General features: G+C 61.2%; 25 protein-coding genes, 1 pseudogene and 1 riboswitch. Of the genes and pseudogenes, 19 read left to right on the top strand and 7 right to left on the bottom strand.

The window, feature by feature from the left end:
- The first annotated feature begins 59 nt into the window (after nt 1–59).
- The gene (locus tag FFR93_RS33360; RefSeq protein WP_221094465.1) at nt 60–455 is read left to right on the top strand and encodes a GNAT family N-acetyltransferase; all 396 of its coding nucleotides are present in this window, start codon (nt 60–62) and stop codon (nt 453–455) included.
- A gap of 17 nt (nt 456–472) precedes the next feature.
- Here the strand turns inward: FFR93_RS33360 and FFR93_RS33355 are convergent, their stop codons facing one another.
- Together FFR93_RS33355 and FFR93_RS33350 are read right to left on the bottom strand one after the other, a co-directional pair.
- Entirely contained in the window at nt 473–2,098 is a 1,626-nt protein-coding gene (locus FFR93_RS33355) for a GMC family oxidoreductase N-terminal domain-containing protein (RefSeq protein ID WP_138396332.1), read from the bottom strand.
- Nucleotides 2,095–3,027: a dihydrodipicolinate synthase family protein gene (locus FFR93_RS33350; RefSeq protein ID WP_138396331.1), complete on the bottom strand. Its 933-nt coding sequence runs from the start codon at nt 3,025–3,027 to the stop codon at nt 2,095–2,097. The genes FFR93_RS33355 and FFR93_RS33350 overlap by 4 nt, the downstream gene beginning before the upstream one ends.
- Before the next feature lie 186 nt (nt 3,028–3,213).
- Here FFR93_RS33350 and FFR93_RS33345 point away from each other — a divergent pair, with 186 nt between their 5' ends.
- The 8 genes from FFR93_RS33345 (at nt 3,214) to FFR93_RS33310 (ending at nt 11,251) form a co-directional block, all read left to right on the top strand.
- A complete protein-coding gene (locus FFR93_RS33345) occupies nt 3,214–5,430 on the top strand; it encodes a primosomal protein N' (RefSeq protein WP_138396330.1) in 2,217 nt (738 codons plus the stop codon).
- Nucleotides 5,431–5,501: 71 nt separating this feature from the next.
- Nucleotides 5,502–5,891, top strand: coding sequence for a hypothetical protein (locus tag FFR93_RS33340; RefSeq protein WP_064707959.1), 390 nt, complete (start codon nt 5,502–5,504; stop codon nt 5,889–5,891).
- Nucleotides 5,892–6,146: 255 nt separating this feature from the next.
- Nucleotides 6,147–6,713 (top strand): F0F1 ATP synthase subunit delta, encoded by a 567-nt coding sequence (locus FFR93_RS33335; protein ID WP_064707958.1) that lies wholly within the window; start codon nt 6,147–6,149, stop codon nt 6,711–6,713.
- Nucleotides 6,713–8,242, top strand: a complete 1,530-nt coding sequence (gene atpA / locus FFR93_RS33330) for a F0F1 ATP synthase subunit alpha (RefSeq protein WP_064707957.1) — start codon at nt 6,713–6,715, stop codon at nt 8,240–8,242. Before FFR93_RS33335 ends, atpA begins: the two co-directional genes overlap by 1 nt.
- 28 nt (nt 8,243–8,270) lie before the next feature.
- The gene (locus FFR93_RS33325; protein WP_064707956.1) at nt 8,271–9,155 is read left to right on the top strand and encodes a F0F1 ATP synthase subunit gamma; all 885 of its coding nucleotides are present in this window, start codon (nt 8,271–8,273) and stop codon (nt 9,153–9,155) included.
- A 22-nt stretch (nt 9,156–9,177) separates the two neighbouring features.
- A complete protein-coding gene (atpD, locus tag FFR93_RS33320) occupies nt 9,178–10,605 on the top strand; it encodes a F0F1 ATP synthase subunit beta (protein WP_064707955.1) in 1,428 nt (475 codons plus the stop codon).
- Complete coding sequence (locus tag FFR93_RS33315; protein WP_064707954.1) at nt 10,605–10,844, top strand: hypothetical protein; 240 nt, start codon at nt 10,605–10,607, stop codon at nt 10,842–10,844. The genes atpD and FFR93_RS33315 overlap by 1 nt, the downstream gene beginning before the upstream one ends.
- The gene (locus tag FFR93_RS33310) at nt 10,844–11,251 is read left to right on the top strand and encodes a F0F1 ATP synthase subunit epsilon (RefSeq protein WP_010053653.1); all 408 of its coding nucleotides are present in this window, start codon (nt 10,844–10,846) and stop codon (nt 11,249–11,251) included. Before FFR93_RS33315 ends, FFR93_RS33310 begins: the two co-directional genes overlap by 1 nt.
- A 528-nt stretch (nt 11,252–11,779) precedes the next feature.
- Here the strand turns inward: FFR93_RS33310 and FFR93_RS33300 are convergent.
- From FFR93_RS33300 to FFR93_RS33280, 5 genes and pseudogenes are all read right to left on the bottom strand, one after another.
- Nucleotides 11,780–12,517 (bottom strand): sugar transferase, encoded by a 738-nt coding sequence (locus FFR93_RS33300; RefSeq protein ID WP_064707953.1) that lies wholly within the window; start codon nt 12,515–12,517, stop codon nt 11,780–11,782.
- 168 nt (nt 12,518–12,685) lie between these two features.
- On the bottom strand, nt 12,686–13,906 hold the full coding sequence (locus FFR93_RS33295; protein ID WP_138396329.1) for an acyltransferase: 1,221 nt from the start codon (nt 13,904–13,906) through the stop codon (nt 12,686–12,688).
- 88 nt (nt 13,907–13,994) lie between these two features.
- Nucleotides 13,995–15,005 (bottom strand): ABC transporter substrate-binding protein, encoded by a 1,011-nt coding sequence (locus tag FFR93_RS33290; protein WP_064707951.1) that lies wholly within the window; start codon nt 15,003–15,005, stop codon nt 13,995–13,997.
- Between the two features lie 67 nt (nt 15,006–15,072).
- A pseudogene (locus FFR93_RS33285) lies at nt 15,073–15,884 on the bottom strand (ABC transporter ATP-binding protein).
- A complete protein-coding gene (locus FFR93_RS33280) occupies nt 15,881–16,687 on the bottom strand; it encodes an ABC transporter permease (RefSeq protein ID WP_138396327.1) in 807 nt (268 codons plus the stop codon). Before FFR93_RS33280 ends, FFR93_RS33285 begins: the two are co-directional and overlap by 4 nt.
- Before the next feature lie 160 nt (nt 16,688–16,847).
- Nucleotides 16,848–16,961: riboswitch (TPP riboswitch) on the bottom strand.
- Between the two features lie 108 nt (nt 16,962–17,069).
- On the opposite strand from FFR93_RS33280, the gene FFR93_RS33275 reads away from it, so the two are divergent.
- The 10 genes from FFR93_RS33275 to FFR93_RS33230 all read left to right on the top strand — a co-directional run bounded on the left by FFR93_RS33275 (nt 17,070) and on the right by FFR93_RS33230 (nt 26,283).
- Complete coding sequence (locus FFR93_RS33275) at nt 17,070–17,255, top strand: hypothetical protein (RefSeq protein WP_138396326.1); 186 nt, start codon at nt 17,070–17,072, stop codon at nt 17,253–17,255.
- A 29-nt stretch (nt 17,256–17,284) separates the two neighbouring features.
- Nucleotides 17,285–17,755 carry a redox-sensitive transcriptional activator SoxR gene (gene soxR / locus FFR93_RS33270; protein WP_064707949.1) on the top strand — a complete coding sequence of 157 codons (471 nt, stop codon included), beginning with the start codon at nt 17,285–17,287 and terminating at the stop codon, nt 17,753–17,755.
- A gap of 124 nt (nt 17,756–17,879) precedes the next feature.
- On the top strand, nt 17,880–18,650 hold the full coding sequence (locus FFR93_RS33265) for an SDR family oxidoreductase (protein ID WP_138396413.1): 771 nt from the start codon (nt 17,880–17,882) through the stop codon (nt 18,648–18,650).
- Between the two features lie 103 nt (nt 18,651–18,753).
- Nucleotides 18,754–19,095 (top strand): metalloregulator ArsR/SmtB family transcription factor, encoded by a 342-nt coding sequence (locus FFR93_RS33260; protein WP_138396325.1) that lies wholly within the window; start codon nt 18,754–18,756, stop codon nt 19,093–19,095.
- A 78-nt stretch (nt 19,096–19,173) separates the two neighbouring features.
- Nucleotides 19,174–20,067 carry a LysR family transcriptional regulator gene (locus tag FFR93_RS33255; protein WP_064707947.1) on the top strand — a complete coding sequence of 298 codons (894 nt, stop codon included), beginning with the start codon at nt 19,174–19,176 and terminating at the stop codon, nt 20,065–20,067.
- A gap of 134 nt (nt 20,068–20,201) precedes the next feature.
- Nucleotides 20,202–20,681, top strand: coding sequence for a formate dehydrogenase subunit gamma (locus FFR93_RS33250; RefSeq protein WP_064707946.1), 480 nt, complete (start codon nt 20,202–20,204; stop codon nt 20,679–20,681).
- On the top strand, nt 20,678–22,234 hold the full coding sequence (locus tag FFR93_RS33245; protein ID WP_138396324.1) for an NADH-quinone oxidoreductase subunit NuoF: 1,557 nt from the start codon (nt 20,678–20,680) through the stop codon (nt 22,232–22,234). Before FFR93_RS33250 ends, FFR93_RS33245 begins: the two co-directional genes overlap by 4 nt.
- Nucleotides 22,235–22,300: 66 nt before the next feature.
- The gene (fdhF, locus tag FFR93_RS33240; RefSeq protein WP_138396323.1) at nt 22,301–25,180 is read left to right on the top strand and encodes a formate dehydrogenase subunit alpha; all 2,880 of its coding nucleotides are present in this window, start codon (nt 22,301–22,303) and stop codon (nt 25,178–25,180) included.
- Nucleotides 25,181–25,223: 43 nt separating this feature from the next.
- A complete protein-coding gene (fdhD, locus tag FFR93_RS33235; protein ID WP_064707943.1) occupies nt 25,224–26,048 on the top strand; it encodes a formate dehydrogenase accessory sulfurtransferase FdhD in 825 nt (274 codons plus the stop codon).
- Nucleotides 26,038–26,283: a formate dehydrogenase subunit delta gene (locus tag FFR93_RS33230; protein ID WP_138396322.1), complete on the top strand. Its 246-nt coding sequence runs from the start codon at nt 26,038–26,040 to the stop codon at nt 26,281–26,283. Before fdhD ends, FFR93_RS33230 begins: the two co-directional genes overlap by 11 nt.
- Nucleotides 26,284–26,312 lie beyond the last annotated feature (29 nt).

The following is a 26,312-nucleotide window of genomic DNA, read 5'->3' as shown; positions in this document are numbered from 1 at the left end:
GCGTTGACATCGCCGTGACGATCTAAATCCGCAACTTCCGTGACCGTTTGCCGGAGGCGATGGCGGGGCTTGCGCGCGACGCCCGGCAGGAAGGTTATTTCCATATCGGCCGGCTTATCGATGAGTGGGCAGTTGGCGATATCCGTTTCGCGCGTGACGGCGAAAGGCTGCTCGGCGCCTTTGCGGGCGCAGCACTCGTTGCTGTCGGCGGCATGACCATCGAACCCGCCATGCGGGAAGCGTTGCGGATGCGGCGTTTCTACGTTCGCCCTGGGATGCGCGGTCGCGGCGTCGGCCGGATGCTTGCCCTGGCTCTTCTGGATCACGCGCGGCTCTTCTGCCGCTGTGTCACCGTGCACGCGGGAAATGATGGTGCAATGAAGTTCTGGGAGTCGCTTGGGTTTCGTCCCGTTAAACAGGATAGCTATACCCATGTTCTCGAGCTGCGCGGTTGAGGCCAGATGGTACGTCATCATTGGTAGTCCTCGGCAATCATGCTTGCCGCCTTCGATCCGATCGCCATTGCCGGTGCGTTAGTATTGCCTGACGGGATAAAGGGAATGATGGAGCAATCGATCACCCTCAGCCCGTCCACGCCGCGCACGCGCAGCCTGCCGTCGACGACCGACATGGGATCCGTCTCCGGTCCCATCCTCAGGCTGCCGGCAGGATGGTAATTCGTCTTGACCGTCTGGCCGGCGAATTTCGTGAGCGACGCCTCGTCCTGGAGCGATCGTCCCGGGAGGATTTCCTCGGCGATCTTGCCCTTGAAAGGTTCCGTCTCCAACAGCCGGCGTGCCGTCTTCAGAGAGGCGAGCGTCAGGCGCAGGTCGTCGGGATCACCGAAGAAATTGCAATCGACGAGCGGTTGGTCTGCGGGGTTCGGCGAGCGCAGCTTCACACTGCCACGCGCCTTCGGTCTCAGCAGGCAGGATGTGAACGTCACTCCGTAGGTCGACTTGGCCGATGAGACGTCGCGGTCGAGATAGACGATCGGCGCGCAATAAAGCTGGATCGTCGGGCGGTCGCCGCCATCTGGATCGTAGAAGAGGCAGGATTCGATGCCCGTCGTGGTGACGGGACCGGTATTGAACAAGAGATATTGCAGGCCGTTTCGGATCATCGGCCAGCCGCGATCCTCGCCGAAATAGCCGGATTTCGATTTCGTCGAGGCGATGACGGGCACTTCGTGATGGTCCTGGAGATTGGCGCCGACACCGGGAAGATCGGCGGCAACGGCGATGCCGTGTTCGCGAAGGTGGTCGGCCGGGCCGATGCCGGACAGCATCATCAGCTTGGCGCTGTTGTAGGTGCCGGCGGCGACGAGCACCTCGCGTGTGGCCAATACCCTGCGGCTCTCGCCATTGCTGGTGTAAACGACGCCGACGGCCCGTCCGCTTTCGATCAGGATGCGATCGACACGGGCCCGCGTCACGATCTTCAGTCGGCTGTCGCCGCCAAGAGGATCGAGAAAGGCTTTCTTGGCATCCGATCGCTCGATGCGCCTGCCCCATGACGCAAAGGTGTGCTGCATGATGCCGACGCCGTTCTGCCGCGCGCCGTTGAAGTCCGGATTATACGGATGGCCAAGTCCCTGGGCCGCCAGGATGAAATCTTCCGTCGTATCGGAGATATGGCGCGGCTCCGATACACGCAGGTTGCCCGAAATTCCGTGATAACGGTTGTTGAAGCGGCTATTGGCCTCGATGCCCTTGAAGTGGGGGAGCATGTCCTCGTAGGACCATTCACTTCCATTGCCGAGATGGGCGGCCCAGCCGTCGTAATCTTCCTTCTGGCCGCGCATATAGACCATGGCGTTGACAGCGCTGCCGCCGCCGAGAGCGCTGGCGACCGGCACGATCGGCCCCCGCCCGCCGAGCTGGGGTTGCGGCACCGTATGGTGCATCTCGAGAAAATCGTCGCGGGCGAGATATTTCATATAGCCGGCGGGAAAGGACATCAGCCTTGCCGTATCGCGCGGTCCGCGCTCGATGATAAGAACGGAAAAGCCGAAGTCGCGCACCAGCCGCATGGCGGCAACGCATGCCGCGGATCCGCCGCCTGCTATGACGAAGTCGAAATTCCTGTCGGCCGTCATGCGCCGATCTCCTTGAGATGGACGGCCTGGCGCGCCAAAAGGCGCTCGACATCGGCAATGTCGAGCGCCGAAAGCCTGGGGCCCGGCTTCCGCAAGGCGGGGGACTTGATGACGCCGCGCTTGGCAAGGACATATTTGCGGCAGGCAAGACCTATGCCTTGCTGCTGTTCGTAGCGGGCGAGCGGCAGATAGGCATCGAAGATTTCGTGGGCGCGATCGGGATTGCCGGCGCCATAGGCCTCGACGACGCCGACCATCATCTCGGGATAGCAGAAGCCGGTCATGGCGCCGTCGGCGCCGCGGCCCATCTCCTCCGGCAGGAAAAGTCCGCCATTGCCGCAGAGGATGGAGATGCGCCGCATGCTGCCTTTGTCGCTGGCCGCGCGAAGCCTGGTGATTTTCGACAGGCCCGGCCAATCCTCATGCTTGAGCATGACGCAATTGGGCACCTCCCTGACCACGCGCTCGATGACCGCGGGTGCGATCGTCACATTGGTGGTGAGCGGATAGTCCTGCAGCACGAAAGGCGTATCACCTAGGGTTTCACCAACCGACTGGTAGAAGGCGAAGACCTGGTCGTCGGTTCTGACGGTCCAGGGCGGGGCAACCATGACGCCGGCAGCACCTTCGCCCATGACGGCTTTGGCGAGCTCGCCCATCGGAGCAAGTCCGGGCGCCGACACGCCGACGACCACCGGCAGGCGCCCGTCAAGGCGCTTCAGCACACGCTCGACCACGGTTCGCGATTCCTCGGCGGTCAGCTTTGGTGCCTCGCCGAGTTGGCCGAGCACCGTCAGGCCGGTGACGCCGGCGCCTTCATAGAAATCGACCATGCTGTCGATGCTTTCGAGATCGAGCGCGCCGTCATCGGCAAAGGGAGTTACGGCGATAACGTAAACGCCCTTGGCGTCCTCGGTCAGTCTGGCCATTCGTGCTCTCCGATTCAGCTGTCGAACAAATCTTCCGGCAATCTATGCGGCCAATCGCTTGCCCGGCAACCTTTTCGTCAAGGCGTGGCCCAAATTGGCGAGTCTTCGCAATCCACATTCCCGGCCGATCGGCCACCACGTCTTTGCGGTTCCAATTCCATCGATTTGCGGGCATGGTCTCGCGCGATGAGCATAGATTCGTCCGATCTCTTTGGCGCCCTTTTTGAAGCACCGCCCGCGAACCGAACGGTTCCGGTGCTGGTGCCGATGCCGGCGCCGAAACCCTATTCCTACTCGGTGCCGGAGGGCATGGCGGTCGAGCCCGGCTCGGTCGTGCAGGTGCCGCTTGGGCCGCGGCAGGTGATCGGCGTCGTTTGGGACGGCGGCGAAGATGGCGTCGATCCGAAGAAGCTTCGGCCGATCAGTCATGTCTTCGATTGCCCGCCGCTTTCCAAGGAGATGCGGGATTTCATCGATTGGGTGGCGAGCTATACGCTCTCCCCGCCCGGCCTCGTGGCGCGCATGGCGCTCAGGGCGCCGAACGCCTTCGAGCCGGAGCCGATGGTGGAGGGGCTGAAACTCGCTGGCGGCGAACCGGAGCGGATGACGCCGGCGCGCGCGCGCGTGCTCGCGGCCGCTTCAGACGGCCTGTCCTGGACGCGCAGCGGTCTGGCGCATGCGGCAGGCGTTTCGACCAGCGTCGTCGACGGACTGATCACGCTCGGCATTTTCGAGACGGTGTTTCTGCCGCCGCCGCCCGTTGTGGCGATGCCAGATCCTGACTTTGCCGCCGCACGCCTCGAAGGACCGCAGAAAGAGGCGGCGGCGGAGATCGTCTCCGACATCCGCAGGGGCGAATTTTCGGTGTCTCTGATCGATGGTGTGACCGGCTCCGGCAAGACCGAAGTCTATTTCGAGGCGATCGCCGAGACGCTGAAACGGGGCAAGCAGGTGCTGATCCTGCTGCCGGAGATCGCGCTGACGGCGAGTTTCCTGGAGCGGTTTCAGGATCGCTTCGGGGCAAAGCCCGCCGAATGGCATTCCGACCTCGCCCCGCGCATGCGCGAAAAGGTCTGGCGCCAGGCGGTGACCGGCGAAGTGCGGGTCGTGGCTGGGGCCCGCTCGGCGCTCTTCCTGCCTTTTGAAGATCTTGGCCTCATCATCGTCGACGAGGAGCACGATCCTGCCTACAAGCAGGAGGATCGCGTTTTCTACAATGCCCGTGACATGGCCGTGGTGCGTGGCCGCATCGGCGATTTTCCCGTCATCCTGGTCTCTGCGACACCGTCAGTTGAAAGCCAGGTCAACGGGCAGATCGGGCGCTACAGCACCCGCCACCTGCCCACGCGTTTCGGCGACGCGGCGCTGCCGGACCTGCATCTCATCGATATGCGCCGGCACGCGCCGGAGCGCGGCGGCTTCCTGTCGCCGGTGCTGATCCGGGCGATCGGAAAGACCGTGGAGAGGCGCGAGCAGGCGCTGCTCTTTCTCAATCGTCGCGGATATGCGCCGCTGACGCTCTGCCGGGTCTGCGGTCACCGCTTCCAATGCCCGCAATGTTCGAGCTGGCTGGTCGAGCATCGCTTCCGCAAGCAGCTGCAGTGCCATCAATGCGGCCATGCGGAGCGCACACCGGAGGCGTGCCCGGAATGCGGGACGCTTGACCATCTGGTCGCCTGCGGGCCCGGCGTCGAGCGTATCGCCGAAGAGGTGGAGCGGCATTTCCCGGAGGCGCGGACGATCGTCCTCTCCTCGGATATGTTGGGTGGGGTGAAGCGGCTGCGGCTGGAACTGGATGCGATCGCCAAGGGTGAGGCCGATATCGTCATCGGTACCCAGCTCGTTGCCAAGGGCCATAATTTTCCGCTGATGACGCTGGTCGGCATCGTCGATGCCGATCTCGGCCTTGCCAATGGCGATCCGCGCGCGGCCGAGCGCACCTTCCAGCTTCTGTCGCAGGTGACGGGGCGCGCCGGGCGCACCGGTCTCAAGAGCCATGGGCTGCTGCAGACCTACCAGCCGCAGCATCCGGTCATGCAGGCGATTGTATCCGGCGATTCCGACGCCTTCTACGAGCGTGAAATCACCGAGCGCGAAAGCGCGGCATTGCCGCCATTCGGCCGGCTCGCCTCCATCATCGTTTCGGCCGAAACGCGCCACGACGCGGAAAATCATGCGCGCGGCATGCGCAACGCGGCACCCCAGGTCTCCGGCATCTCAGTGCTCGGCCCGGCGGAAGCGCCGCTTGCCCTGGTGCGCGGCCGCCACCGCTTCCGCCTTTTGGTCCACGGACGGCGCAACTCCGACATGCAGGGGTTTCTGCGGGCGATGTTGTCGCAGTCGCCGAAGGAGCGCGGATCGGTGCAGGTACAGCTCGACATCGATCCCCAGAGTTTTCTCTAATGGCGCCATTTCCTCCTTTTCCGGCCCATGTCATAAAACACCGATTCTTCGGGGTGATTTGAGGCTGATGCATGGAGTTTTATTTTCCGACCGAGCTCGGCGAGCAGCTGGCTTTCTGCTCTGCCGCTTTTACGGCGCTGGCCGGCTTCATCATGATGTTTGCGCCGGGCCACGCCTTCCGTCTTCTTGGCCTGCAGGTGCAGGAGGGGCGGCCGGAAGGATATGGCGAGGGGCGGTCGATGGGCGGCTTCTATCTCGGCTTCGGCCTTTCGGCGATCCTGCTTGCACAGGACTGGATCTATATGGCGCTCGGCGCCTCTTTCAGCATGGCTGCCTTTGCGAGGATCATATCCATCCTGTCCGATAAGGGGAGCAATTTGGTCAACTACTTACTTCTGGTTGTGCAAGTCGCGCTGGCTGCGCTGCCGATGCTCTATGTTTTCGGCTTCATTCAAACGTGAGTTTCACCGGCGGCGGACGGCTTGCTCGGCCTGTCCGCAAGCCGTTGCGCAATTTTGCGGACAGAAATTCATGTGAAAGGCGTATTCGGGCATTACGCGTGTTGCGAGTCCGAACATCCTATGTTAGACGGACCCCGAATTTCGGAAGAAGCAAGAGGCTTCTCTTGTGATTTCTGGGGGAAATCAAAACGAATTCAAGATCATAGGTTCGGCGCCCGCCGAAAGCCGGATTTTGGATTGAAATCAGGGAAATTTGTGCCAGTGGCAGACACGTCCCAGCTTACTTCTGGTGTTGCAGAGCGCTATGCCTCGTCGCTTTTCGAGCTGGCGCTCGAAGAGAACGCCGTCGGTACCGTCGCTGCAGACCTTGACCGTTTCCAGACGATGCTGGATGAGAGCGACGACCTGAAGCGCTTCATCCTGAGCCCTGTTTTCTCTGCCGAGGACCAGTTGAAGGCGATTATCGCCATCAGCGAGAAGGCAGGCATTTCGGGCTTCTTCGCCAATTTCCTGAAGGTCGTGGCGCGTAACCGCCGCCTGTTTGCCCTGCCGGGCATGATCAAGGCCTTCCGGCTGATCGCCGCCAATCATCGCGGCGAAATCTCCGCCGATGTCACCTCGGCCCACGCTCTCTCCGCAGAGCAGGAAAATGAATTGAAGGTGGCGCTGAAGGGCGTCACCGGCAAAGACGTGGCGATTGCCGTCACGGTTGATCCGTCAATTCTTGGTGGTCTGATCGTCAAGGTCGGGTCCCGTCAGATTGATACGTCTCTTCGTACCAAACTCTCTACCCTTAAGCTTGCATTGAAAGAGGTCGGCTGATGGATATCCGCGCCGCGGAAATTTCCGCAATTCTCAAAGACCAGATCAAAAATTTCGGCAAAGAGGCAGAAGTCTCGGAAGTCGGCCAGGTTCTCTCCGTCGGTGACGGTATTGCTCGCGTTTACGGCCTGGACAATGTCCAGGCCGGTGAAATGGTCGAGTTTCCCGGCGGCATCCGCGGCATGGCCCTGAACCTTGAATCCGACAATGTCGGTGTCGTTATTTTCGGCTCCGACCGCGACATCAAGGAAGGCGACACCGTCAAGCGGACCGGCGCCATCGTCGACGTTCCGGTCGGTCCGGAACTGCTCGGCCGCGTCGTCGACGCTCTCGGCAATCCGATCGATGGTAAGGGCCCGATCAATGCGACCCGCCGTTCGCGCGTCGACGTCAAGGCCCCGGGCATTATTCCGCGCAAGTCGGTTCATGAGCCGATGTCGACCGGTCTCAAGGCAATCGACGCGCTGATCCCGGTCGGCCGCGGCCAGCGCGAGCTTGTCATCGGCGACCGCCAGACCGGCAAGACCGCCATCCTGCTCGATGCCTTCCTCAACCAGAAGGCCATTCACGACAACGGTCCCGAAGGCGAGAAGCTTTACTGCGTCTACGTCGCCGTGGGCCAGAAGCGCTCCACCGTCGCTCAGTTCGTCAAGGTGCTCGAAGAGCGCGGCGCACTGAAGTATTCGATCATCGTTGCGGCTACCGCTTCCGATCCGGCGCCGATGCAGTTCCTGGCCCCGTTTGCCGGCTGCGCCATGGGCGAATATTTCCGCGACAACGGGATGCACGCGCTGATCGGTTACGACGACCTGTCCAAGCAGGCCGTGTCCTACCGCCAGATGTCGCTGCTGCTGCGCCGTCCGCCGGGCCGCGAAGCCTATCCGGGCGACGTTTTCTACCTGCATTCGCGTCTCCTCGAGCGCGCAGCGAAGATGAACGACGACAAGGGCGCCGGTTCGCTGACCGCTCTGCCGGTCATCGAAACGCAGGGCAACGACGTGTCGGCCTTCATTCCGACCAACGTGATCTCGATCACCGACGGCCAGATCTTCCTTGAGACCGACCTGTTTTATCAGGGTATCCGCCCGGCCGTTAACGTCGGTCTCTCGGTTTCCCGCGTCGGCTCTTCGGCGCAGATCAAGGCGATGAAGCAGGTCGCCGGCTCGATCAAGGGCGAACTTGCTCAGTATCGCGAGATGGCCGCTTTCGCTCAGTTCGGTTCGGACCTCGACGCCGCAACGCAGCGTCTCTTGAACCGCGGTGCACGCTTGACCGAACTCCTGAAGCAGCCGCAGTTCTCGCCGCTGAAGACGGAAGAGCAGGTCGCCGTGATCTTCGCCGGCGTCAACGGCTACCTCGACAAGCTGCAGGTCGCTCAGGTCGGCAAATTCGAGCAGGGCCTGTTGTCCTATCTGCGTTCGGAAGGCTCCGCCATCCTCGATGCGATCCGCACGGAAAAGGCTATCAGCGACGATACCAAGGGCAAGCTTACGGCTGCTCTCGATAGCTTCGCCAAGTCTTTCCAGTAATCGGGCCCTAAGTTAGGACGGATCACGGATGCCTTCACTCAAGGATCTGAAAAACCGGATCGCCTCCGTCAAGGCGACGCAGAAGATCACCAAGGCGATGAAAATGGTCGCCGCGGCGAAGCTTCGGCGTGCGCAGGAGGCGGCCGAGGCCGCCCGGCCTTACTCGCAGCGCATGGGTGCGGTTCTGGCGAACATTGCCAAGGCCGTCACCGATGCGGATGGCGCACCGGCGCTGATGACCGGCACCGGCCAGGACAAGGTCCATCTTCTGGTGGTCTGCACGGCCGAACGCGGTCTCTGCGGCGGTTTCAATTCGCAGATTGCCCGCTTTGCCCGCGACCATATCCGCAAGCTGCAGGCCGAAGGCAAGACGGTGAAGATCTTCACCGTCGGCAAGAAGGGTTACGACATCCTGCGCCGTGAATACGCGTCGCTGATCATCGAGCGCAAGGAATTGCGCGAAGTCAAGAAGATCGGTTTCGAGAATGCCGACCAGATCGGCAAGCGCATCATCGAGATGTTTTCCGCCGGCGAGTTCGACGTCTGCACGCTGTTCTACTCCGAATTCAAGTCGGTGATCAGCCAGGTTCCGACCGCGCAGCAGTTGATCCCGGCCAGGGCTCCGGAAGCCGTCGCCGAAGATGCCGCCCATGCCGGCGCCGTCTACGAATACGAGCCGGATCCGGCGTCGATCCTCGGCGATCTGATCCCGCGCAACATCTCCGTCCAGGTCTTCCGCGCGCTCCTTGAGAACGTCGCAGGCGAGATGGGCGCCAAAATGAGCGCCATGGACAATGCGACGCGCAATGCCGGTGAGATGATCAACAAGCTGACGCTGAACTACAACCGTCAGCGTCAGGCTCAGATCACCAAGGAACTGATTGAAATCATTTCGGGCGCGGAAGCGCTCTGAGTTAGGGAAAGAGGGTAAGAAAATGGCTGAGGCAGCTACCCGCTCTGTCGGCAAAGTCACCCAGGTTATCGGCGCCGTCGTCGACGTTGCTTTCGAAGGCGAACTGCCGGCGATTTTGAACGCGCTTGAAACCGACAACAACGGCAACCGCCTGGTTCTCGAAGTCGCTCAGCATCTGGGCGAGAACGAAGTGCGCACGATCGCGATGGATTCGAGCGAAGGTCTCGTTCGTGGCCAGCAGGTTATCGATACCGGCGCTCCGATCTCGGTTCCGGTCGGCGATGAAACGCTCGGCCGCATCATGAACGTCATCGGCGAGCCGGTCGACGAAGCTGGCCCGCTGAACACCGCTCACAAGCGCGCCATCCACCAGGACGCTCCAGCTTACGTCGAGCAGTCTACCGAAGCGCAGATCCTCGTCACCGGCATCAAGGTCGTCGACCTTCTCGCCCCTTATGCGAAGGGCGGCAAGATCGGTCTGTTCGGCGGCGCCGGCGTCGGCAAGACCGTTCTGATCATGGAACTGATCAACAACGTCGCCAAGGCGCACGGTGGTTACTCGGTGTTCGCAGGCGTGGGTGAGCGTACCCGCGAAGGCAACGACCTTTACCACGAAATGATCGAATCGGGCGTCAACAAGCACGGCGGCGGCGAAGGCTCCAAGGCTGCGCTCGTTTACGGCCAGATGAACGAACCGCCGGGCGCCCGCGCTCGCGTCGCCCTGACCGGTCTGACCGTCGCTGAGCATTTCCGCGATCAGGGTCAGGACGTTCTGTTCTTCGTCGACAACATCTTCCGCTTTACCCAGGCTGGTTCGGAAGTGTCGGCTCTGCTCGGCCGTATTCCTTCGGCCGTGGGTTATCAGCCGACGCTCGCAACCGACATGGGTCAGATGCAGGAACGCATCACCACGACGACGACCGGCTCGATCACTTCGGTCCAGGCTATTTACGTTCCGGCCGACGACTTGACCGACCCGGCGCCGGCAACCTCGTTCGCCCACTTGGACGCAACGACCGTTCTGTCGCGCTCGATCGCTGAAAAGGGCATCTATCCGGCCGTCGACCCGCTTGACTCCACCTCGCGCATGCTCGACCCGATGGTCGTCGGCGAAGAGCACTACGAAGTGGCCCGTAAGGTTCAGTCGACACTGCAGCGCTACAAGGCCCTGCAGGACATCATCGCCATTCTCGGCATGGATGAATTGTCCGAAGAGGACAAGCTGGCGGTTGCCCGCGCCCGTAAGATTGAGCGCTTCCTGTCGCAGCCGTTTTTCGTTGCCGAAGTCTTCACTGGTTCGCCGGGCAAGCTCGTCGCCCTCGAAGACACGATCAAGGGCTTCAAGGGTCTCGTTAACGGCGAATACGACCACCTGCCGGAAGCCGCCTTCTACATGGTCGGCTCGATGGACGAAGCTATCGAAAAGGCCAAGAAGCTCGCTGCTGCTTGATGAGCGATGCTCAGGACGAGATATTCTGCTGCGACTCCCTCAAAGGGATCGTGGCAGAACTTCCGGAACCGGCCGCGCCGACTGTCTATCGTGCCGATAACGGCGTGCTGATGATGGTTGTCGGATTGGTTCAGACGGAGGAAGGCATCGGATATCTCGACCAGGCGATACTGCACTGCCCGTTCTGCGGGACAAAATTGCAAGATGCAAAAGCCATAGCCGAGAAGGTAAGTCACTGATGGCTGACAATTTCAACTTTGAGCTCGTTTCACCGGAGCGTCTGCTTCTGTCGGAGATGGTGACGGAGGTCGTCATTCCCGCGACCGAGGGCGAGATGACCGTCATGGCGCACCACGCGCCTACAATGACGACGATCAAGCCGGGCGTGGTGAGCGTGCGTTCGGCTTCCGGCAAGAAGCAGGACTATGTGGTGTTCGGCGGTTTTGCCGATATTCTGCCGACGGGCTGCACATTGCTCGCCGAATCCGCCGTTCCGGTCGAGGAACTCCATAAGGACGAACTGACCCGCCGCATCGAAGCTGCCCGCAAGGAGCTCGAACATGCCGAGCTGCACGAGCACAAGTCGAAGCTGGAGCACTTCATCATGGAACTGACGCACCTTCGCGGCATCGTCCAGCAGGATTGATCAGACCGACAGCATCAATGAAAGGCGGCCTCGAGGGCCGCTTTTTTGTTTCTCCTGTCTTCCAGCGAAGGTCGAAGCGGCGTCGAGCAGGCGCTGCCGTGAAGAACATTTCCCAATTGCATCCCTCTTCCTGGCGACTCAGGATCAGTGATGCACCACCGCCCCCAGGGACCGCACATCTAGAGCTTTTCCTGGTTAGATCGAATCATTCTGTTAGCTCAAACGAGTCGAATGGTTGACCGGCCGGCGCGCGCCGTAGCGCAGCTCTACGGCCAGCCGGCCCGGTCGTTCAGGCGAACCGTTTCAGCCAGCCTTCCCGCAGATGTGCCTGCAAATCTGCAAGCCGAATCGCCGGACGCACTTATCGCTTCGCCACGGAGTCGCGGTGCGGCCGGTGGGCCGGGCATGTCTGGTCAGCATCAAAGGCGATCGGCTCGGACGTACCATGGGGCATGCCCGTCGCCAATCGTCGCCTTTGCCCTGACGAAAACCTGCTCCGTCAGAATGCTTCCATCTAACCGAAAAGCTCTAGAAGCCGGTGCCGCCGCGTAGCTCGATGACCAGCGTCTTCAACAGGATCTTAAAGTCGAGCAGCAGGCTGAAATTTCTGACATAATAGATATCGCAGGCGATGCGGGCCCGGGCTTGCAATGGCCTTGCCGTTGGTCCGCGCCAGCCGCGTGTCTGCGCGAGGCCGGTGATGCCGGGGCGCATGATGTGTCGATGGTGGTAGTTCGGCACCAATTCTTCGTATAGCCTGCCGGCCGCGCGCATGTTGATGGCGTGGCAGCGTGGGCCGACCAAGGACATGTCGCCCTTGAGGACGTTCAGAAGCTGCGGCAGTTCGTCAATGTTGGTCCTACGGAGCAGAGCGCCGATGCCGGTCACCCGGCTGTCGCCCTTGATAGTCTGTTGAACGCCGCTCGGATCGCAAGCGTCCGTGTGCATCGAGCGAAACTTGAAGACGGTGATCTTCCGGCCGTTCAGGCCCCAGCGGATCTGACGGAAGAACACAGGACCGCCATCATCGAATTTGATGAAGAGAGCGATTGCCAGGAAAAGCGGGGCCAGCACGAGGAGAGCGCTCGCCGAGATGACGATGTCGATCAGCCGCTTTGCGGCCAGACGCAGAGCCGTCGTTCCTTCGACATCGAAAAAGCTGTCCGGCTGGCGAATGTTGGAGTTCGCTACAACCAGGGTCCTGGTTTTGTCTTGACGCTGAGACGGATCGAAGCGTGAACTCGTCTTCGAAGTAAAAGCATTCATTACTCAAGGCCCAAAAAGTTTAGATGCGATATTGAAGTGCAGCGAGACAGATACATGCTCGCGCATGGTTTGTCATCGTTATAAATAAGAAATCGGTAATCATAAAGACGCCAAAAAAGGGAGTATTTCCCGTTAACCTTAACGCCTCTAGTTGAGGTGCAGTCGAAATTATACTTTGAAAGGAGTAGCCCGATCAGGTGGGCTTGATGTCAAGCGATTGCCGAAGTCGATCGCCGGCCGTTCCAACAGATAATAACTCAGGCTTGCCACCAGAAAGACGAGCGCGACCGTCAATCCGCAGGATTGCAGCCAACCGGTGACGACATTGGCCGAGGCGGCGCCGAACGAGTTGGGATCAAGTCTCTGAATCAATGTGAGGATAATCTCCTGCCAGATATAAATGCCGAAGGAGATCTTGGCGATGTAGCGGACGGGAGCGTTGTCGAGCAGCCTGCCAAGGTATTGGGAATGGCTGAGCGAAACGAGCGCCGTTGCGACTGCCAGCGGAAAGACGGGAAATCCGTAAGGGATGTCAAGCCAGCCATAACCTTCGGCCGAGCCGCCAGGCGATATCAGGAGGCGGAAACCGGCAGTCGCAAGGGCCAGGAGTGCCATTGCATCGAACCAGGAGGAGCGCCTTGCGGGCAACATGATTTCGATGCCGGCGGCAAGGGCGCCGAGCGCGAAAACGGCGAAGAAGCCGATCGGATTATACTTGGGCATCCATTCCTTCGCCCCACCCTGCAGGCCATATGCCCAGCCGCGGCCGATATCGTCGAGCGCAAAAAGGCTCAGAATCGCCAAATGGACAAGGAGTACGACGACAATGACGCAGAGCCAGGCGAAGCGGGCGAGGAACGGGCGCTGCCGCAGCGGGGGCCAGCGAAACAGCAGGAGAAAGCAGGCCGGCAGGAGCACGTAGCTGGTCGCTTCGAAGGGAATGGACCAGAGCGGCCCATTAGCTTCGACAGGAAAGAGCGTGCGCCAATGCCACTGGCTCATGAACAGCAGTCCGGAGACGTAGCGGACGACGAGCTCCGGCGTCACCGGCAGGGCAAGCAGGGTCAGGCCGAGAACGAAGCCGACGCTGGCCGCGACCCAGAAGCCCGGAGCGATGCGCGCCGACCTGCGGATGGCGTAGTGCCTGAGGCTCGGCATGGCGCCGCCGGCGTCGAGCGCGCGCCAGAAGGGGCGGGCAAGCAGAAAGCCGCTGAGCACGAAGAAGATCGCGACGCCGAAATTGCCGAAGCGGAGGACATTTGCCGTCGTCGCCAGTTCGTCCGGAATTCTGCGCATATCCAGCCGGAGCGCGAGATGATGAGCAAGCACCAACAAGCAGGCCATCGCGCGCAGAAAGTCGGCTCCGGCCAGCCTGTCCTGTGATCGCATTTCGTTCCCCGCCCTGCCCGATTCGGCTCAAACCGTTCAAGCTCAAAGCATTGCCGCGGAAGGCCGCGTCGGCAAGACCGGAGCGGGATCAGCCGAGGAGTTCGTTGGTATAATAGGCGGAAAAGTCCGGCTTTTCCTTGAGAACGGTGCCATTCGCATCGACCAGGATGCCGTTCTCGACCAGGAAGCCGCCGATGGCCTCGGCCTTTGCCGGGTCAAGCGTGCCGATCACACCGGCCTCGGATCTCAGGAAATGGCCTTCGATCAACGCCTTCTGAGATGCTCTTACCAGTTCCGTGTTCATCAGAGCACCGTTACTTCCGGCAATCAGCAAGTCGCAGGCTTCGTCGGGATGGTCGATGGAGTAGACATAGCCTTGACGCGTCGCCTGGATGAAGGCGCGGGCGTGTTCTCGACTTGCCGAGAGATAGGCGTCGCTGGAAACGATGACCGTCGTCTGCTCGTCTGGAATGCCATAATCAGAATAGTGGAAGCGGCCGATCTTCCGGTTTTCCAGTTCGGCGGCGATGCCTTCCCAGGTGTAGATCTCCAGCGTGAAGTCAATCGAGCCATTGTCCAGCGCCTCATAGGCGGAGGTGCCGAGGGTGACGGTCTTGACGTCCCCCTTGCCGCCGTCATTGCGGATCATCGCCGAGACCAACGCGCTCTCCCAGGTGCCACCGAAGCCGCCATAGGTCTTGCCGTCGAGATCTCGAGGCCTCTTGATGTCGTCGCGCCCGCCCTTGAAGATCAGGCGTGCGGTTTCCGTCTGGACGACGCCGTAGACCATCTTCACGTCACCGCCGCCGGCACGCTGCGTTAGGGCCTCGATCTCGCTGCTGATGCCGAAGTCGGCAACTCCGTTCGACACCAGCGTGCCGGCGCTGGTGTCGGTAAAGGGTAGAATCTCGACATCGAGGCCGGCGGCCGCATAAAAGCCCTTCTCCTTGGCGACGTAAATGCCGATATGGTTCGTGTTGGGCGTCCAGTCGAGCGCGATGCGAACCTTTGCCGGCGCCGATTGAGCAAAGGCGGCGCGGCCGGCGAGGCTTGTTGCGATAGCGGCGAGAATCGTCTGTCGACGGGTGAGCAGCAGCATGGTGACCTCCTCAGGTCTCTAGAGATGATGCCGAAAATTGTGATCGGTTTTCGGACGACATCAGGCTCTAACTCTTTAAATCAGAACAGGATTCAGATTTTAGGCCGACGGCCTAAAATCATCCTGTTCTAGCGGATGAAGCAGGGTTTGCAGGATTTCGGTCTCTATCGCCTGGGCCGCCGGCGAGCCGAGGTCGGCGATGCTTCTCGGGCGGGGCAGGGGAACGCGGAATTCGCGGATGACGCGCGCCGGACGGGCAGACAGCACGTAGATCCGATCGGAGAGAAAAACGGCCTCACGGACATCGTGGGTGATCAGCAGCGCCGTCCAGCGATGTTCGGTCCACATGCCTTGCAGCCACTCCTGGATCTGCGTGCGGGTCAGCGCATCGAGCGCGCCGAAGGGCTCGTCGAGCAGAAGCATGTCCTGTTTCTGGATGACGGTGCGCAGCAGCGCAGCACGCTGGCGCATGCCGCCGGAAAGGGAGGCGGGGTAGTGATGTTCGAAGCCGGCGAGGCCGAACCGATCGAAGAGCGGCGCAACAGCGGCGCGGGCGGCCCGCCGGCTCATGCCCTTCACTTCCAGCCCGAGGGCGGCATTGTCGATGATCCGGCGCCAGGGCATCAGCGCATCGCGTTGCGGCATGAAGGCAAAGGAATGTGGCGTCTCTTCCAATGCCGCACCATTGAAAAACATGTTGCCGGAATCGGGCCGCAGCGCCTGCGTCAGCAGTCTCAGAACGGTCGATTTTCCGGAACCGGATGGGCCGACGATCGAGACGAACTCGCCGTTTGCGACAGCCAGCGAAATGTCGCCCAAAACCTTCATGCCGTCGAAGGATTTCGAGATGTTGCGCAGTTCAAGCATCTGACCGGTCATCGGCGTCGTTCCTGGGATGGCTGCCAGGGCATGACGAAACGCTGGATCAACAACGTCAGCGCGAAGAGGCAGAGCGTCAACAGAGCGCTGACGATAACGGCGGCAAGCACCAGATCGGGACGGAAATTGTTCTTGGCGTTGAGGATATAGATGCCGAGGCCGCGCGCGGCACCGGCATATTCGGCGAAAATTGCGCCGACGACGGCATAGGTGATCGAGATCCTGAGGCCGGCGAAGAAATAGGGCAGCGAGGAGGGAAGCCGCGCCAGGCGGAAAATGCGCCAGCGGCTCGCTTTCATCGAGTTCAAGAGCTCGGCAATGTCACGGTCGGTCGCCTCATAGCCCTGAAGCAGAGCGACGAGCAGCGGGAAGAAGGTGACGAGCGCCACCAGCAATATTTTCGGCAAGAGGCCGAAACCGAACCACAGAACGACAAGAGGTGCGATCGCCACCAGCGGCAAGGTCTGGCTGGCGATGAAGATCGGCAGCAATGCGCGGCGCATGAAGGGCATGAAGTCCATCAGGATGGAAGAGACGAAGGCGAAGGCGAGTGACAGCGCGAAACCGCCGAGCGTGGCACCGAGCGTCGGCCAAGTGTTTGATATCAGTGCCTCTCGGTTCAGCCAGCCCTGGATAAGGATGCGCGAAGGTGCCGGCAGGATGGAAGGTTTTATGCCGGAAAGATCGACGTAAAGTTCCCATGCCGCGAGAAAGGCAAAGCCTGCGAGCAAGGCGGGCATCGCGCGATAGATGGCGAGGCGGAGCGTCGCAAGACGCGAATCCGATGGTCGTGGCGATGTCATCGGCGTTCGATTTCAGGCTTTCGTCGGGCCGTTCGTGGCAACTTGTCGACGGCATCGGTCTCGATGCGCGGCCGCACCCGCTTGAGGGCGATTGCCATGACGGTAGCGATAATGATGCAGGCGGAACTGCCGGACGTGGGGTAAAGTGACACTTGCGCGCCGGAAAACATTTGGACCTCGCTCCGCTGGCATTACCCAGATCAGCTTAGAAGGGTCCGGAGACTTGCACCTCGCATCTCAGCCCCGGCGACACGGAGCTCCCCTGTTATTGCAGCGAAAACTATCATTCGGGTCTTCCTGCCGCAACCGCAAAATTGCAAAGCAGTCCGTCTGGCCGGATGGGACCGCAGATAAAAAACACCCGGACGGAGGTCCTGTCCGGGTGTTTTCCGAGGTTCCGTACCTGCCGGGAACGGAACCGAGCGCTCACCTCTCAGGCGGCTATTCGGCAGGGGTGATCGGTATGGCGGCAAGCGTCGATGTCGTCATTTCACCTGTATCGATCGACGGTCTCACCGTCGCTCTTTCCTGCGCCGCGGCTTCACGGCCGAGGGAGGAGGGGTTATAAAACCTCAACCAATGTTGAGGTCAATAGGAATGAATACGGTTTCTGCAACGCCGCTCGGAAGGCTTCTGACGGTCGGAGAAGTGGCGCAACGCAGTGGTCTTGCCGTATCGGCGCTGCATTTCTATGAGGCCAAGGGGCTGATCTCGAGTATCCGCACGCGCGGCAACCAGCGGCGCTACGGACGCGATGTGCTTCGCCGGCTCGGCATCATCAAGGTGGCGCAACGTGTCGGCATTCCGCTTTCGGAAATCCAGACGGCATTTGCCTCCCTGCCGCAGGGACGCACGCCGACAGTCGCCGACTGGCAGACGCTGTCGGCGCGCTGGAAGAATGAACTCGATGCGCGAATCAGGCAGCTCAGCCTGCTGCGAGACCGCCTGACCGGCTGCATCGGCTGCGGCTGCCTGTCGATCGAAAGCTGCCCTTTGCGCAATCCCTTCGATCGACTCGGCGAGGAAGGGCCGGGCGCGCGGCTGCTGGAGGCCGAAAACGAAGTATGAGCTTTCAGGGGAGAGCCCTAGCCTCTCGCGGAAAGATGATGCCTGCCTTTCTTTCGGCGGGCGCGCTCATATGTTAAGGGCGAATGGCGCAACAGGCGGCATTGTCCGCGAGGAGGACGGCTTCGTGTTCCATCCGAGACTATTCGAAAATCGCAATGTCGTCGTGACCGGCGCCGGGCGGGGCATCGGCCTCGAAGTGGCGCGGCAGTTTCTGGACTGCGGCGCGAAAGTGATCGTCCATACCGGTCGCAAACCCGAACGGGACCTGCCGGATTTTCTGCTGACGGCTGAATCGGAAAGGCGGGCGCTGCTGTTGCACGCCGATTTCACCGCCGTCGGCGGTGCTGCGCAATTTGCTGAAAATGCGCTCGCCTTTTTCGACAAGGTGCATGTGCTGGTCAACAACGCCGGCACCATGCTCGGCCGTTTTCCGGCTGCGACACTGACTGACGCAGATTATGAAACGATCGTCCGCTTGAACCAGACGTCGGTGGTGGCGCTGACGCGTGCGTTGCTGCCGGCATTGAAAGCCGCGCAAGGCGCTGCCATCGTCAACACCGTTTCAATTTCCGCGCTCACCGGCGGCAGTCCCGGTTCTTCGATTTATTCTGCCTCGAAAGCCTTCGTTTCAACCTATTCCAAGGCGCTTGCCCGCGAACTTGCGCCGGATGGCATCCGCGTCAATTGCGTCTCGCCCGGAACGATCGAGACGGATTTCCATGAGCGCTATTCCTCCCGCGAGAAGCTGGAGCAGACGAGAAAGTCCATTCCCTTGCAGCGGCTGGGCACAGCGGAGGATTGCGCTCCGGCCTATCTGTTCCTGGCGGCACCCTCCCTCTCCGGGTACATTACCGGCCAGGTCCTCGAGATCAACGGCGGCCAGCTTATCTGCTGATTTAGTTAGACCTTTTTTGACATTTCATCACTTTTGGCAAATTCGCGTGTGCGAATATGCTATTGTGCTGATCCGCCTTTTCGCTTCCCTTCCGAGATGTCGAATGCCATTGCCCAAACCCGTGCCGGGAATGTCCGGTCAGGAACTGCACAAACTCGCTGGAAGCGCCCGTGAGGCGAGCGATCTGCTGAAGGCGCTGGCACACCAGACCCGGCTTCTGATCCTCTGCATACTCACCACCGAGGAGCGGACGGTCGGAGAAATCGAAAACATTCTCGGCATTCAGCAGGCGATGGTCTCGCAGCAGCTCGCGCGTTTGAGGCTCGAAGGCCTCGTCAATACGCGCCGTCAGGGCAGGCTGGTCTATTACAGTATCGGCAATGCCAGCGTGGCTGTCTTCCTAGAATCACTGTTCGATCTTTTTCCGGCTGCTGAAAACAATTAGTACGCGCTCTTGCGGAGCACGGTTGCTGCGTCGAAGATAGGCTGATCCGGATGGTTCCACGCCGGATCGGGAGACCGGATGATCGACAAGCTGGAATTTTTCATCGCCCTTGCCAACGAAAAGCACTTCGGCCGAGCCGCGGAGGAATGCGGGATATCCCAACCGACGCTCTCGGCCGCCATCAGGCAGCTTGAAGATCAGCTTGGTGTAATGCTGGTGCAGCGCGGCTCACGATTTCAAGGGCTGACGCCGGAGGGGCAGCGCGTGCTTGAATGGGCGCGGCGCATCGTCGGCGATGCCCGCACCATGCGCGAGGAGATGCGCGCAGCGCGTCGCGGTCTTTCCGGCCACATTCGCCTCGCCGCCATTCCGACCGCGCTCGCCATGCTTTCGCGCATCACCACGCCCTTTCAGGAACGACATCCGGGAGTGACCTTCTCGATCGTCTCGCGAAACTCGCTGCAGGTGCTCAGCATGCTCGAAAATCTCGAAATCGACGCCGGCATCACCTATCTCGAAAACGAACCGCTTGGCCGCGTGACGACCGTGCCCCTTTATGCCGAGCGTTATAACCTCATCACGGCCGCAGGGAGCCCGCTGTCCGATCGCGACAAAGTGACCTGGCGGGAGGTCGGCGATCTTCGGCTTTGTCTATTGACTGCCGATATGCAAAACCGGCGCATCATCAATCGGCACCTGACGGAAGCAGGCGCCACTGTCCATCCGACTCTCGAATCCAATTCGATGATCGTGCTGTTCTCACATGTCAGGACCGGACGCTGGGCGAGCATCATGCCGCGGAATGTCGCCAAATCCTTTGGTTTTCCGGTTGAAATCCGGATGATTCCAATTGTCGAGCCGGAGGCCCATCATCTGGTCGGCCTCGTCGCACCCTATCGCGAGCCCTTCACCCCGCTCGTATCGGCCTTGTTGCACGAAGCGAGAGTGCTCGTGCAGGATGAGGAACTCTGATAGGAAAAACCTATTAATCCACAAGACAGCTTTATTGATCGTCATTGGCTTCCCTGAGATGCTGTCTCGGTGATGGCACTCGGCTGGGGGAGGTCGGCCATCCCGAAAGAGCAAGCCACTGGGAGGGCTGCCTGATGACCATTCATATCGCCGGAGGCGATATCGCAGCGCGTACGCGTACCATCGTCGCGGACCTTCGCTTCCTTGAGGGGCCGCTGCTTCCCATTCTGCACGAGGTTCAACGAGAATTCGGTTATGTGCCGCAGGAAGCTGTGCCTGTGATCGCGGAGGAGCTGAACCTCTCACGCGCCGAAGTGCACGGGGTGATGACATTCTATCACGACTATCGCGACCATCCCGCCGGCCGGCATGTGCTGAAGCTGTGTCGCGCCGAGGCTTGTCAGTCGATGGGCGGCGACGCGCTGGCTGAACGCGTCAAGACGTTGCTCGGGATCGATTTTCATCAGACGACCCCCGACGGCGCCGTAACGCTGGAGCCGGTCTACTGTCTCGGCCTCTGCGCCTGCGCCCCGTCGGCGATGCTCGACGGCGAGGTTTATGGCCGGGTAGACGGTCAGATGGCGGCGGAGCTCGTTGCGGAGGCACGTCGATGACAGTCAAGATTTATGTTCCGCGCGATGCCGCTGCGCTGGCGCTCGGAGCCGAAAAGGTGGCAAAGGCGATTGCCCAGGAGATCGCCGCCCGCGGCCTCGATGCAGAGATCGTGCGCAACGGCTCGCGCGGAATGTTCTGGCTGGAACCACTTGTCGAAGTTGAAGTCGCCGGCAAGCGCATCGGCTACGGGCCGGTGAAGGCAAGAGATGTGCCTGCCCTGCTTGACGCGGAAATGCTGAACGGGGGCGATCATCCGCTCTGTCTCGGGGAGGTTGAAGACCTCCCGTTCCTCAAGGAACAGACCCGCCTGACCTTCGCCCGTTGTGGCATCATCGATCCCCTTTCGCTCGGCGATTACGAGGCGCATGGCGGCCTTGCCGGCCTCCGCCGCGCCGTTTCGATGAGATCGGTCGATATTGTCAAGGAAGTCACAGATTCCGGCCTGCGCGGACGCGGCGGTGCGGGCTTTCCTACAGGCATCAAGTGGAAAACCGTTCTCGATGCCGCCGGCGAGCGCAAATATATTGTTTGCAACGCCGATGAGGGCGATAGCGGCACCTTTGCCGATCGCATGATCATGGAGGGCGATCCCTTCGTGCTGATCGAAGGCATGGCGATTTCAGGCCTTGCCACCGGAGCCACGAAGGGCTTCATCTATACGCGTTCGGAATATCCGCACGCGATCGCGGTGATGAGCGAGGCCATCGGCATTGCCCGGCAGGCCGGGATTCTCGGCCCGTCTGTGCTTGGCTCGGGCCGCGGCTTCGATATTGAGGTGCGTACCGGGGCCGGCGCCTATGTCTGCGGTGAAGAGACCGCTTTGCTGAACAGTCTCGAAGGCAAGCGCGGTGTCGTGCGCGCCAAGCCGCCGCTGCCGGCGCATAAGGGGCTGTTTGACTGTCCGACCGTCATCAACAATGTGATTTCGCTCGCCTCCGTGCCTGTGATCATGGAGAAGGGTGCTGCCTTCTACCGCGATTTCGGCATGGGGCGCTCGCGCGGCACCATTCCGCTTCAAATCGCCGGCAATGTCCGATACGCCGGACTCTATGAAACCGCCTTCGGTCTGTCGCTCGGCGATATCGTCGACAGGATAGGCGGCGGTACGAGGACCGGCCGACCGGTCAAGGCGGTTCAGGTCGGCGGGCCGCTCGGAGCCTATTTCCCGCGGGCGCTGTTCGACACGCCGTTCGATTACGAAGCCTTCGCCGCCAAGGACGGACTTATCGGCCACGCCGGCATCGTCGTCTTCGACGATACGGCTGATATGCTGAAACAGGCGCGTTTCGCCATGGAATTCTGCGCGGTCGAAAGCTGCGGCAAGTGCACGCCCTGCCGCATCGGCTCGACACGCGGCGTGGAGACGGTAGACAAGATTGCGCACGGTATCGAGCCGGAGAAGAACCGGGTGTTGCTTGCCGACCTTTGCAACACGATGAAATTCGGCTCGCTCTGCGCGCTCGGCGGCTTCACACCCTATCCCGTCATGAGCGCCATGACGCATTTCCCGGAGGATTTTTCGCCGGCGCCGATAGTGGAGGCGGCCGAGTGATGACCTTCCAAGTTACATCTGCACGCCCTGACTTGCTCAATTCCGTTTCCGTACAGGAGGCCGACCATGTCTCTCATCCATGAAATCGACTACGGCACTCCCGCTTCGAAATCCGAAACCATGGTAACGCTCACCATTGATGGGCAGCAGATCAGCGTGCCGGAAGGCACCTCGATCATGCGCGCATCGATGGAAGCCGGCATAGAGGTGCCGAAGCTCTGCGCCACCGACATGGTCGATGCCTTCGGCTCCTGCCGGCTCTGCCTCGTCGAGATCGAGGGCCGCGCCGGCACTCCAGCCTCCTGCACGACGCCGGTGGCGGCAAACATGGTGGTGCACACGCAGACGGGGCGATTGAAGGACATTCGCCGCGGTGTAATGGAACTCTATATCTCCGACCATCCGCTCGACTGTCTCACCTGCGCCGCCAATGGCGACTGCCAATTGCAGGACATGGCGGGTGCCGTCGGGTTGCGCGACGTACGCTACGGCTATGAGGGTGACAACCACGTCAAAGCGCGCAACAACGGCGATATCAATCTGAAATGGATGCCGAAGGACGCGTCCAACCCCTATTTCACTTACGATCCCTCCAAATGCATCGTCTGTTCGCTTTGCGTGCGCGCCTGCGAGGAAGTGCAGGGCACCTTCGCGCTGACAATCGAAGGGCGGGGTTTCGGCTCCCGCGTCTCACCCGGCATGCATGAGAGTTTCATGGATTCCGAATGCGTCTCCTGCGGCGCCTGCGTTCAGGCCTGTCCGACGGCGACGCTCACGGAGAAATCGGTGATCGAGATCGGCCAGCCAGAGCACTCGGCCGTCACCACCTGCGCCTATTGCGGCGTCGGCTGCTCCTTCAAGGCGGAGATGCGCGGCGAGGAACTGGTGCGCATGGTGCCGTGGAAGGACGGACAGGCCAATCGCGGGCATTCCTGCGTCAAAGGCCGCTTCGCCTACGGCTATTCCACGCATAAGGACCGTGTTCTCAACCCGATGATCCGTGAAAAGGTCAGCGATCCCTGGCGGGAGGTAAGCTGGGACGAGGCATTCGCGCATGTGGCGTCGGAGTTCCGCCGCATCCAGTATCAATATGGCCGCGACTCGATCGGCGGCATCACCTCCTCACGCTGCACCAATGAGGAAACCTATCTGGTGCAGAAGCTGGTCCGCGCCGGTTTCGGCAACAACAATGTCGATACATGCGCCCGCGTCTGCCATTCGCCGACCGGTTACGGTCTCGGCCAGACATTCGGGACCTCGGCCGGCACACAGGATTTCGACAGCGTCGAACATTCGGATGTTGTCGTAATCATCGGCGCAAACCCGACCGATGGCCATCCGGTGTTTGCCTCGCGACTGAAGAAGCGGCTGCGCCAGGGGGCGAAGCTCATCGTCATTGATCCCCGCCGTACAGATATCGTCCGGTCGCCACATGTCGAGGCTTCCTACCACCTGCCGCTGAAACCGGGCACCAATGTCGCGGTCATGACGGCGCTGGCCCATGTAATCGTCAGCGAAGGGCTCTATGACGAGACATTCATCCGCGAGCGCTGCGACTGGTCGGAGTTCGAGGATTGGGCGGCTTTCGTCGCCGAACCGCAGCATAGTCCGGAAGAGACGGAGATTTTCACCGGCGTGCCGGCCGCGGATCTGCGCGGTGCAGCAAGGCTCTATGCCACGGGCGGCAACGGCGCGATCTACTACGGCCTCGGTGTCACCGAACACAGCCAGGGTTCGACCACCGTCATCGCGATCGCCAACCTGGCGATGGCAACAGGCAATATCGGCCGTCCCGGTGTCGGCGTGAACCCGTTGCGTGGCCAGAACAATGTGCAGGGCTCCTGTGACATGGGCTCGTTCCCGCACGAGCTGCCAGGTTACCGGCATATTTCCGACGATGCGACGCGCGACATTTTCGAAAAGCTCTGGGGCGTGAAGCTCAACAACGAGCCGGGCTTGCGTATTCCGAACATGCTGGACGCAGCGGTCGACGGTTCGTTCAAGGGCATCTATATTCAGGGGGAGGATATCCTCCAATCCGATCCCGATACGAAACACGTCGCGGCCGGGCTTGCCGCAATGGAATGCGTCGTCGTGCAGGACCTGTTCCTCAACGAGACCGCCAACTACGCCCATGTCTTTCTGCCGGGCTCGACCTTCCTCGAGAAGGACGGCACATTTACCAATGCCGAGCGGCGCATCAACCGCGTTCGCAAGGTGATGACGCCGCGCAACGGCTATGGCGACTGGGAGGTGACGCAGAAGCTTGCCCAGACCATGGGGCTCGACTGGAATTACGCCCATCCGTCGGAGATCATGGACGAGATCGCCGCGACAACGCCGAGTTTCGCGCTTGTTTCCTACGATTACCTGGAGAAGATGGGCTCGGTGCAGTGGCCCTGCAACGAGAAGAACCCACTCGGCTCGCCGATCATGCATGTCAACGGTTTCGTCCGCGGCAAGGGCAAGTTCATCCGCACTGAATATGTGGCGACCGACGAGCGCACCGGCCCGCGCTTCCCGCTGCTGCTCACCACCGGCCGCATTCTCAGCCAGTATAATGTCGGAGCGCAGACACGCCGGACCGAGAACCTCGTCTGGCACGCGGAAGACCGGCTGGAGATCCATCCGCACGATGCCGAACAGCGCGGCATCCGCGATGGCGATTTAGTGAAGCTCGCCAGCCGCTCCGGCGACACCACGCTCCGGGCGCTGATCACCGAGCGCGTCGCGCCGGGCGTCGTCTATACGACCTTCCATCACCCGAATACGCAGGCCAACGTCATCACCACCGACTTTTCCGACTGGGCGACCAACTGCCCGGAATACAAGGTGACGGCGGTGCAGGTCTCGCCCTCCAACGGGCCGAGCGAGTGGCAACTCGAATACGACGAGCAGGCACGGCAATCACGCCGCATCGCCGGCAAGCTGGAAGCGGCGGAGTGACGATGCGAGGCGGTCTGGTGTTGCCGAAGAGGGAGCGTGCGGCATGACTTTCTCCACGACCGCCCGTGCTCCCGAAACCGCCCGACGCAACGGCATCATGCAGAGCGGTTCTCGTATCGTGCCGGAGGAAGTGCCGATCGCCTTTTCCTATGGCGGCAGCTCGCATGCGGTGATGATGGCGACACCCGCGGATCTTGAGGATTTCGCCGTCGGCTTCAGTCTGACCGAAGGGATTATCGCCAAGCCGGTGGAAATAACAGCCATTGAGATACTTGAGGGCGAGCAGGGCATCGACGTTCAGGTCAGCCTTGCCGACGACGTCGCCGATCGGTTGCGGGCGCGCCGCCGCAGCATGGCCGGGCCGGTCGGCTGCGGGCTCTGCGGCATCGAATCGATCGAACAGGCAGTGCGGCCGGTGCCCGATGTCTCCACATCGCCGTTGACCCTGTCTCATGCGGATATCGTTCGGGCCGTTTCGCTTTTGAACGAGGCGCAGCCGCTGCATCGGGAGACGCGGGCCGTACATGGCGCTGGATTCTACCTTCCCGGCAGCGGGCTCATTGCGGTCCGTGAAGATGTCGGCCGGCACAACGCGCTGGACAAACTTTGCGGCGCCGTCATCCGCGCCGGCGAAAGCGGCGGAAACGGTGCAGTCGTCGTGACCAGCCGGCTGTCGGTCGAGATGGTGCAGAAGGCGGCGATCCTCGGCAGCCCCGTGCTCATCGCCATTTCAGCGCCGACGGCCCTCGCGATCCGCACGGCCGAAGAGGCAGGCATGACGCTCGTCGCGCTGGTGCGCGGGGAGGATTTCGAGATTTTCACACACCCGCACCGCATCTCGCCCGGAAGCATCGCCGATGTCGCATGATACCAAGACCAAGCTTGTCTACATGGCAAACCAGATCGCCACCTTTTTCAAAAGCCAACCGGAAAGCGAGGCTGCGCAAGGGGTCGCCTTGCACATCAATAAGTTCTGGGAGCCGCGCATGCGGCGGCAATTATTCGAAATTCTCGAAAAGGAGGAAAACGGTCTGGATGCTCTGGTGCTTCAGGCCGCTCCCATGATCCGCAAGCCGGAAGCGAAAACGAACCAGGTCCGGTAATCATAAGAGGTGCCGTGCGCGAGGAGGCA

It is taken from the genome of Rhizobium sp. MHM7A (genome assembly GCF_005862215.1).
Lineage (GTDB): Bacteria > Pseudomonadota > Alphaproteobacteria > Rhizobiales > Rhizobiaceae > Rhizobium > Rhizobium bangladeshense.
The sequence above is the reverse complement of the archived record's forward strand: the minus strand, read 5'-3'. Positions and strand labels throughout refer to the sequence as shown.

What these genes read in the sequence shown, in the direction of transcription:
- FFR93_RS33360 (WP_221094465.1), top strand. Translation starts at nt 60, where the DNA reads ATGGCGGGGCTTGCGCGCGACGCCCGGCAGGAAGGTTATTTCCATATC.
- FFR93_RS33355 (WP_138396332.1), bottom strand. Translation starts at nt 2,098, where the DNA reads ATGACGGCCGACAGGAATTTCGACTTCGTCATAGCAGGCGGCGGATCC.
- FFR93_RS33350 (WP_138396331.1), bottom strand. Translation starts at nt 3,027, where the DNA reads ATGGCCAGACTGACCGAGGACGCCAAGGGCGTTTACGTTATCGCCGTA.
- FFR93_RS33345 (WP_138396330.1), top strand. Translation starts at nt 3,214, where the DNA reads ATGAGCATAGATTCGTCCGATCTCTTTGGCGCCCTTTTTGAAGCACCG.
- FFR93_RS33340 (WP_064707959.1), top strand. Translation starts at nt 5,502, where the DNA reads ATGGAGTTTTATTTTCCGACCGAGCTCGGCGAGCAGCTGGCTTTCTGC.
- atpA (WP_064707957.1), top strand. Translation starts at nt 6,713, where the DNA reads ATGGATATCCGCGCCGCGGAAATTTCCGCAATTCTCAAAGACCAGATC.
- FFR93_RS33325 (WP_064707956.1), top strand. Translation starts at nt 8,271, where the DNA reads ATGCCTTCACTCAAGGATCTGAAAAACCGGATCGCCTCCGTCAAGGCG.
- atpD (WP_064707955.1), top strand. Translation starts at nt 9,178, where the DNA reads ATGGCTGAGGCAGCTACCCGCTCTGTCGGCAAAGTCACCCAGGTTATC.
- FFR93_RS33315 (WP_064707954.1), top strand. Translation starts at nt 10,605, where the DNA reads ATGAGCGATGCTCAGGACGAGATATTCTGCTGCGACTCCCTCAAAGGG.
- FFR93_RS33310 (WP_010053653.1), top strand. Translation starts at nt 10,844, where the DNA reads ATGGCTGACAATTTCAACTTTGAGCTCGTTTCACCGGAGCGTCTGCTT.
- FFR93_RS33300 (WP_064707953.1), bottom strand. Translation starts at nt 12,517, where the DNA reads ATGAATGCTTTTACTTCGAAGACGAGTTCACGCTTCGATCCGTCTCAG.
- FFR93_RS33295 (WP_138396329.1), bottom strand. Translation starts at nt 13,906, where the DNA reads ATGCGATCACAGGACAGGCTGGCCGGAGCCGACTTTCTGCGCGCGATG.
- FFR93_RS33290 (WP_064707951.1), bottom strand. Translation starts at nt 15,005, where the DNA reads ATGCTGCTGCTCACCCGTCGACAGACGATTCTCGCCGCTATCGCAACA.
- FFR93_RS33280 (WP_138396327.1), bottom strand. Translation starts at nt 16,687, where the DNA reads ATGACATCGCCACGACCATCGGATTCGCGTCTTGCGACGCTCCGCCTC.
- soxR (WP_064707949.1), top strand. Translation starts at nt 17,285, where the DNA reads ATGAATACGGTTTCTGCAACGCCGCTCGGAAGGCTTCTGACGGTCGGA.
- FFR93_RS33260 (WP_138396325.1), top strand. Translation starts at nt 18,754, where the DNA reads ATGCCATTGCCCAAACCCGTGCCGGGAATGTCCGGTCAGGAACTGCAC.
- FFR93_RS33255 (WP_064707947.1), top strand. Translation starts at nt 19,174, where the DNA reads ATGATCGACAAGCTGGAATTTTTCATCGCCCTTGCCAACGAAAAGCAC.
- FFR93_RS33250 (WP_064707946.1), top strand. Translation starts at nt 20,202, where the DNA reads ATGACCATTCATATCGCCGGAGGCGATATCGCAGCGCGTACGCGTACC.
- FFR93_RS33245 (WP_138396324.1), top strand. Translation starts at nt 20,678, where the DNA reads ATGACAGTCAAGATTTATGTTCCGCGCGATGCCGCTGCGCTGGCGCTC.
- fdhF (WP_138396323.1), top strand. Translation starts at nt 22,301, where the DNA reads ATGTCTCTCATCCATGAAATCGACTACGGCACTCCCGCTTCGAAATCC.
- fdhD (WP_064707943.1), top strand. Translation starts at nt 25,224, where the DNA reads ATGACTTTCTCCACGACCGCCCGTGCTCCCGAAACCGCCCGACGCAAC.
- FFR93_RS33230 (WP_138396322.1), top strand. Translation starts at nt 26,038, where the DNA reads ATGTCGCATGATACCAAGACCAAGCTTGTCTACATGGCAAACCAGATC.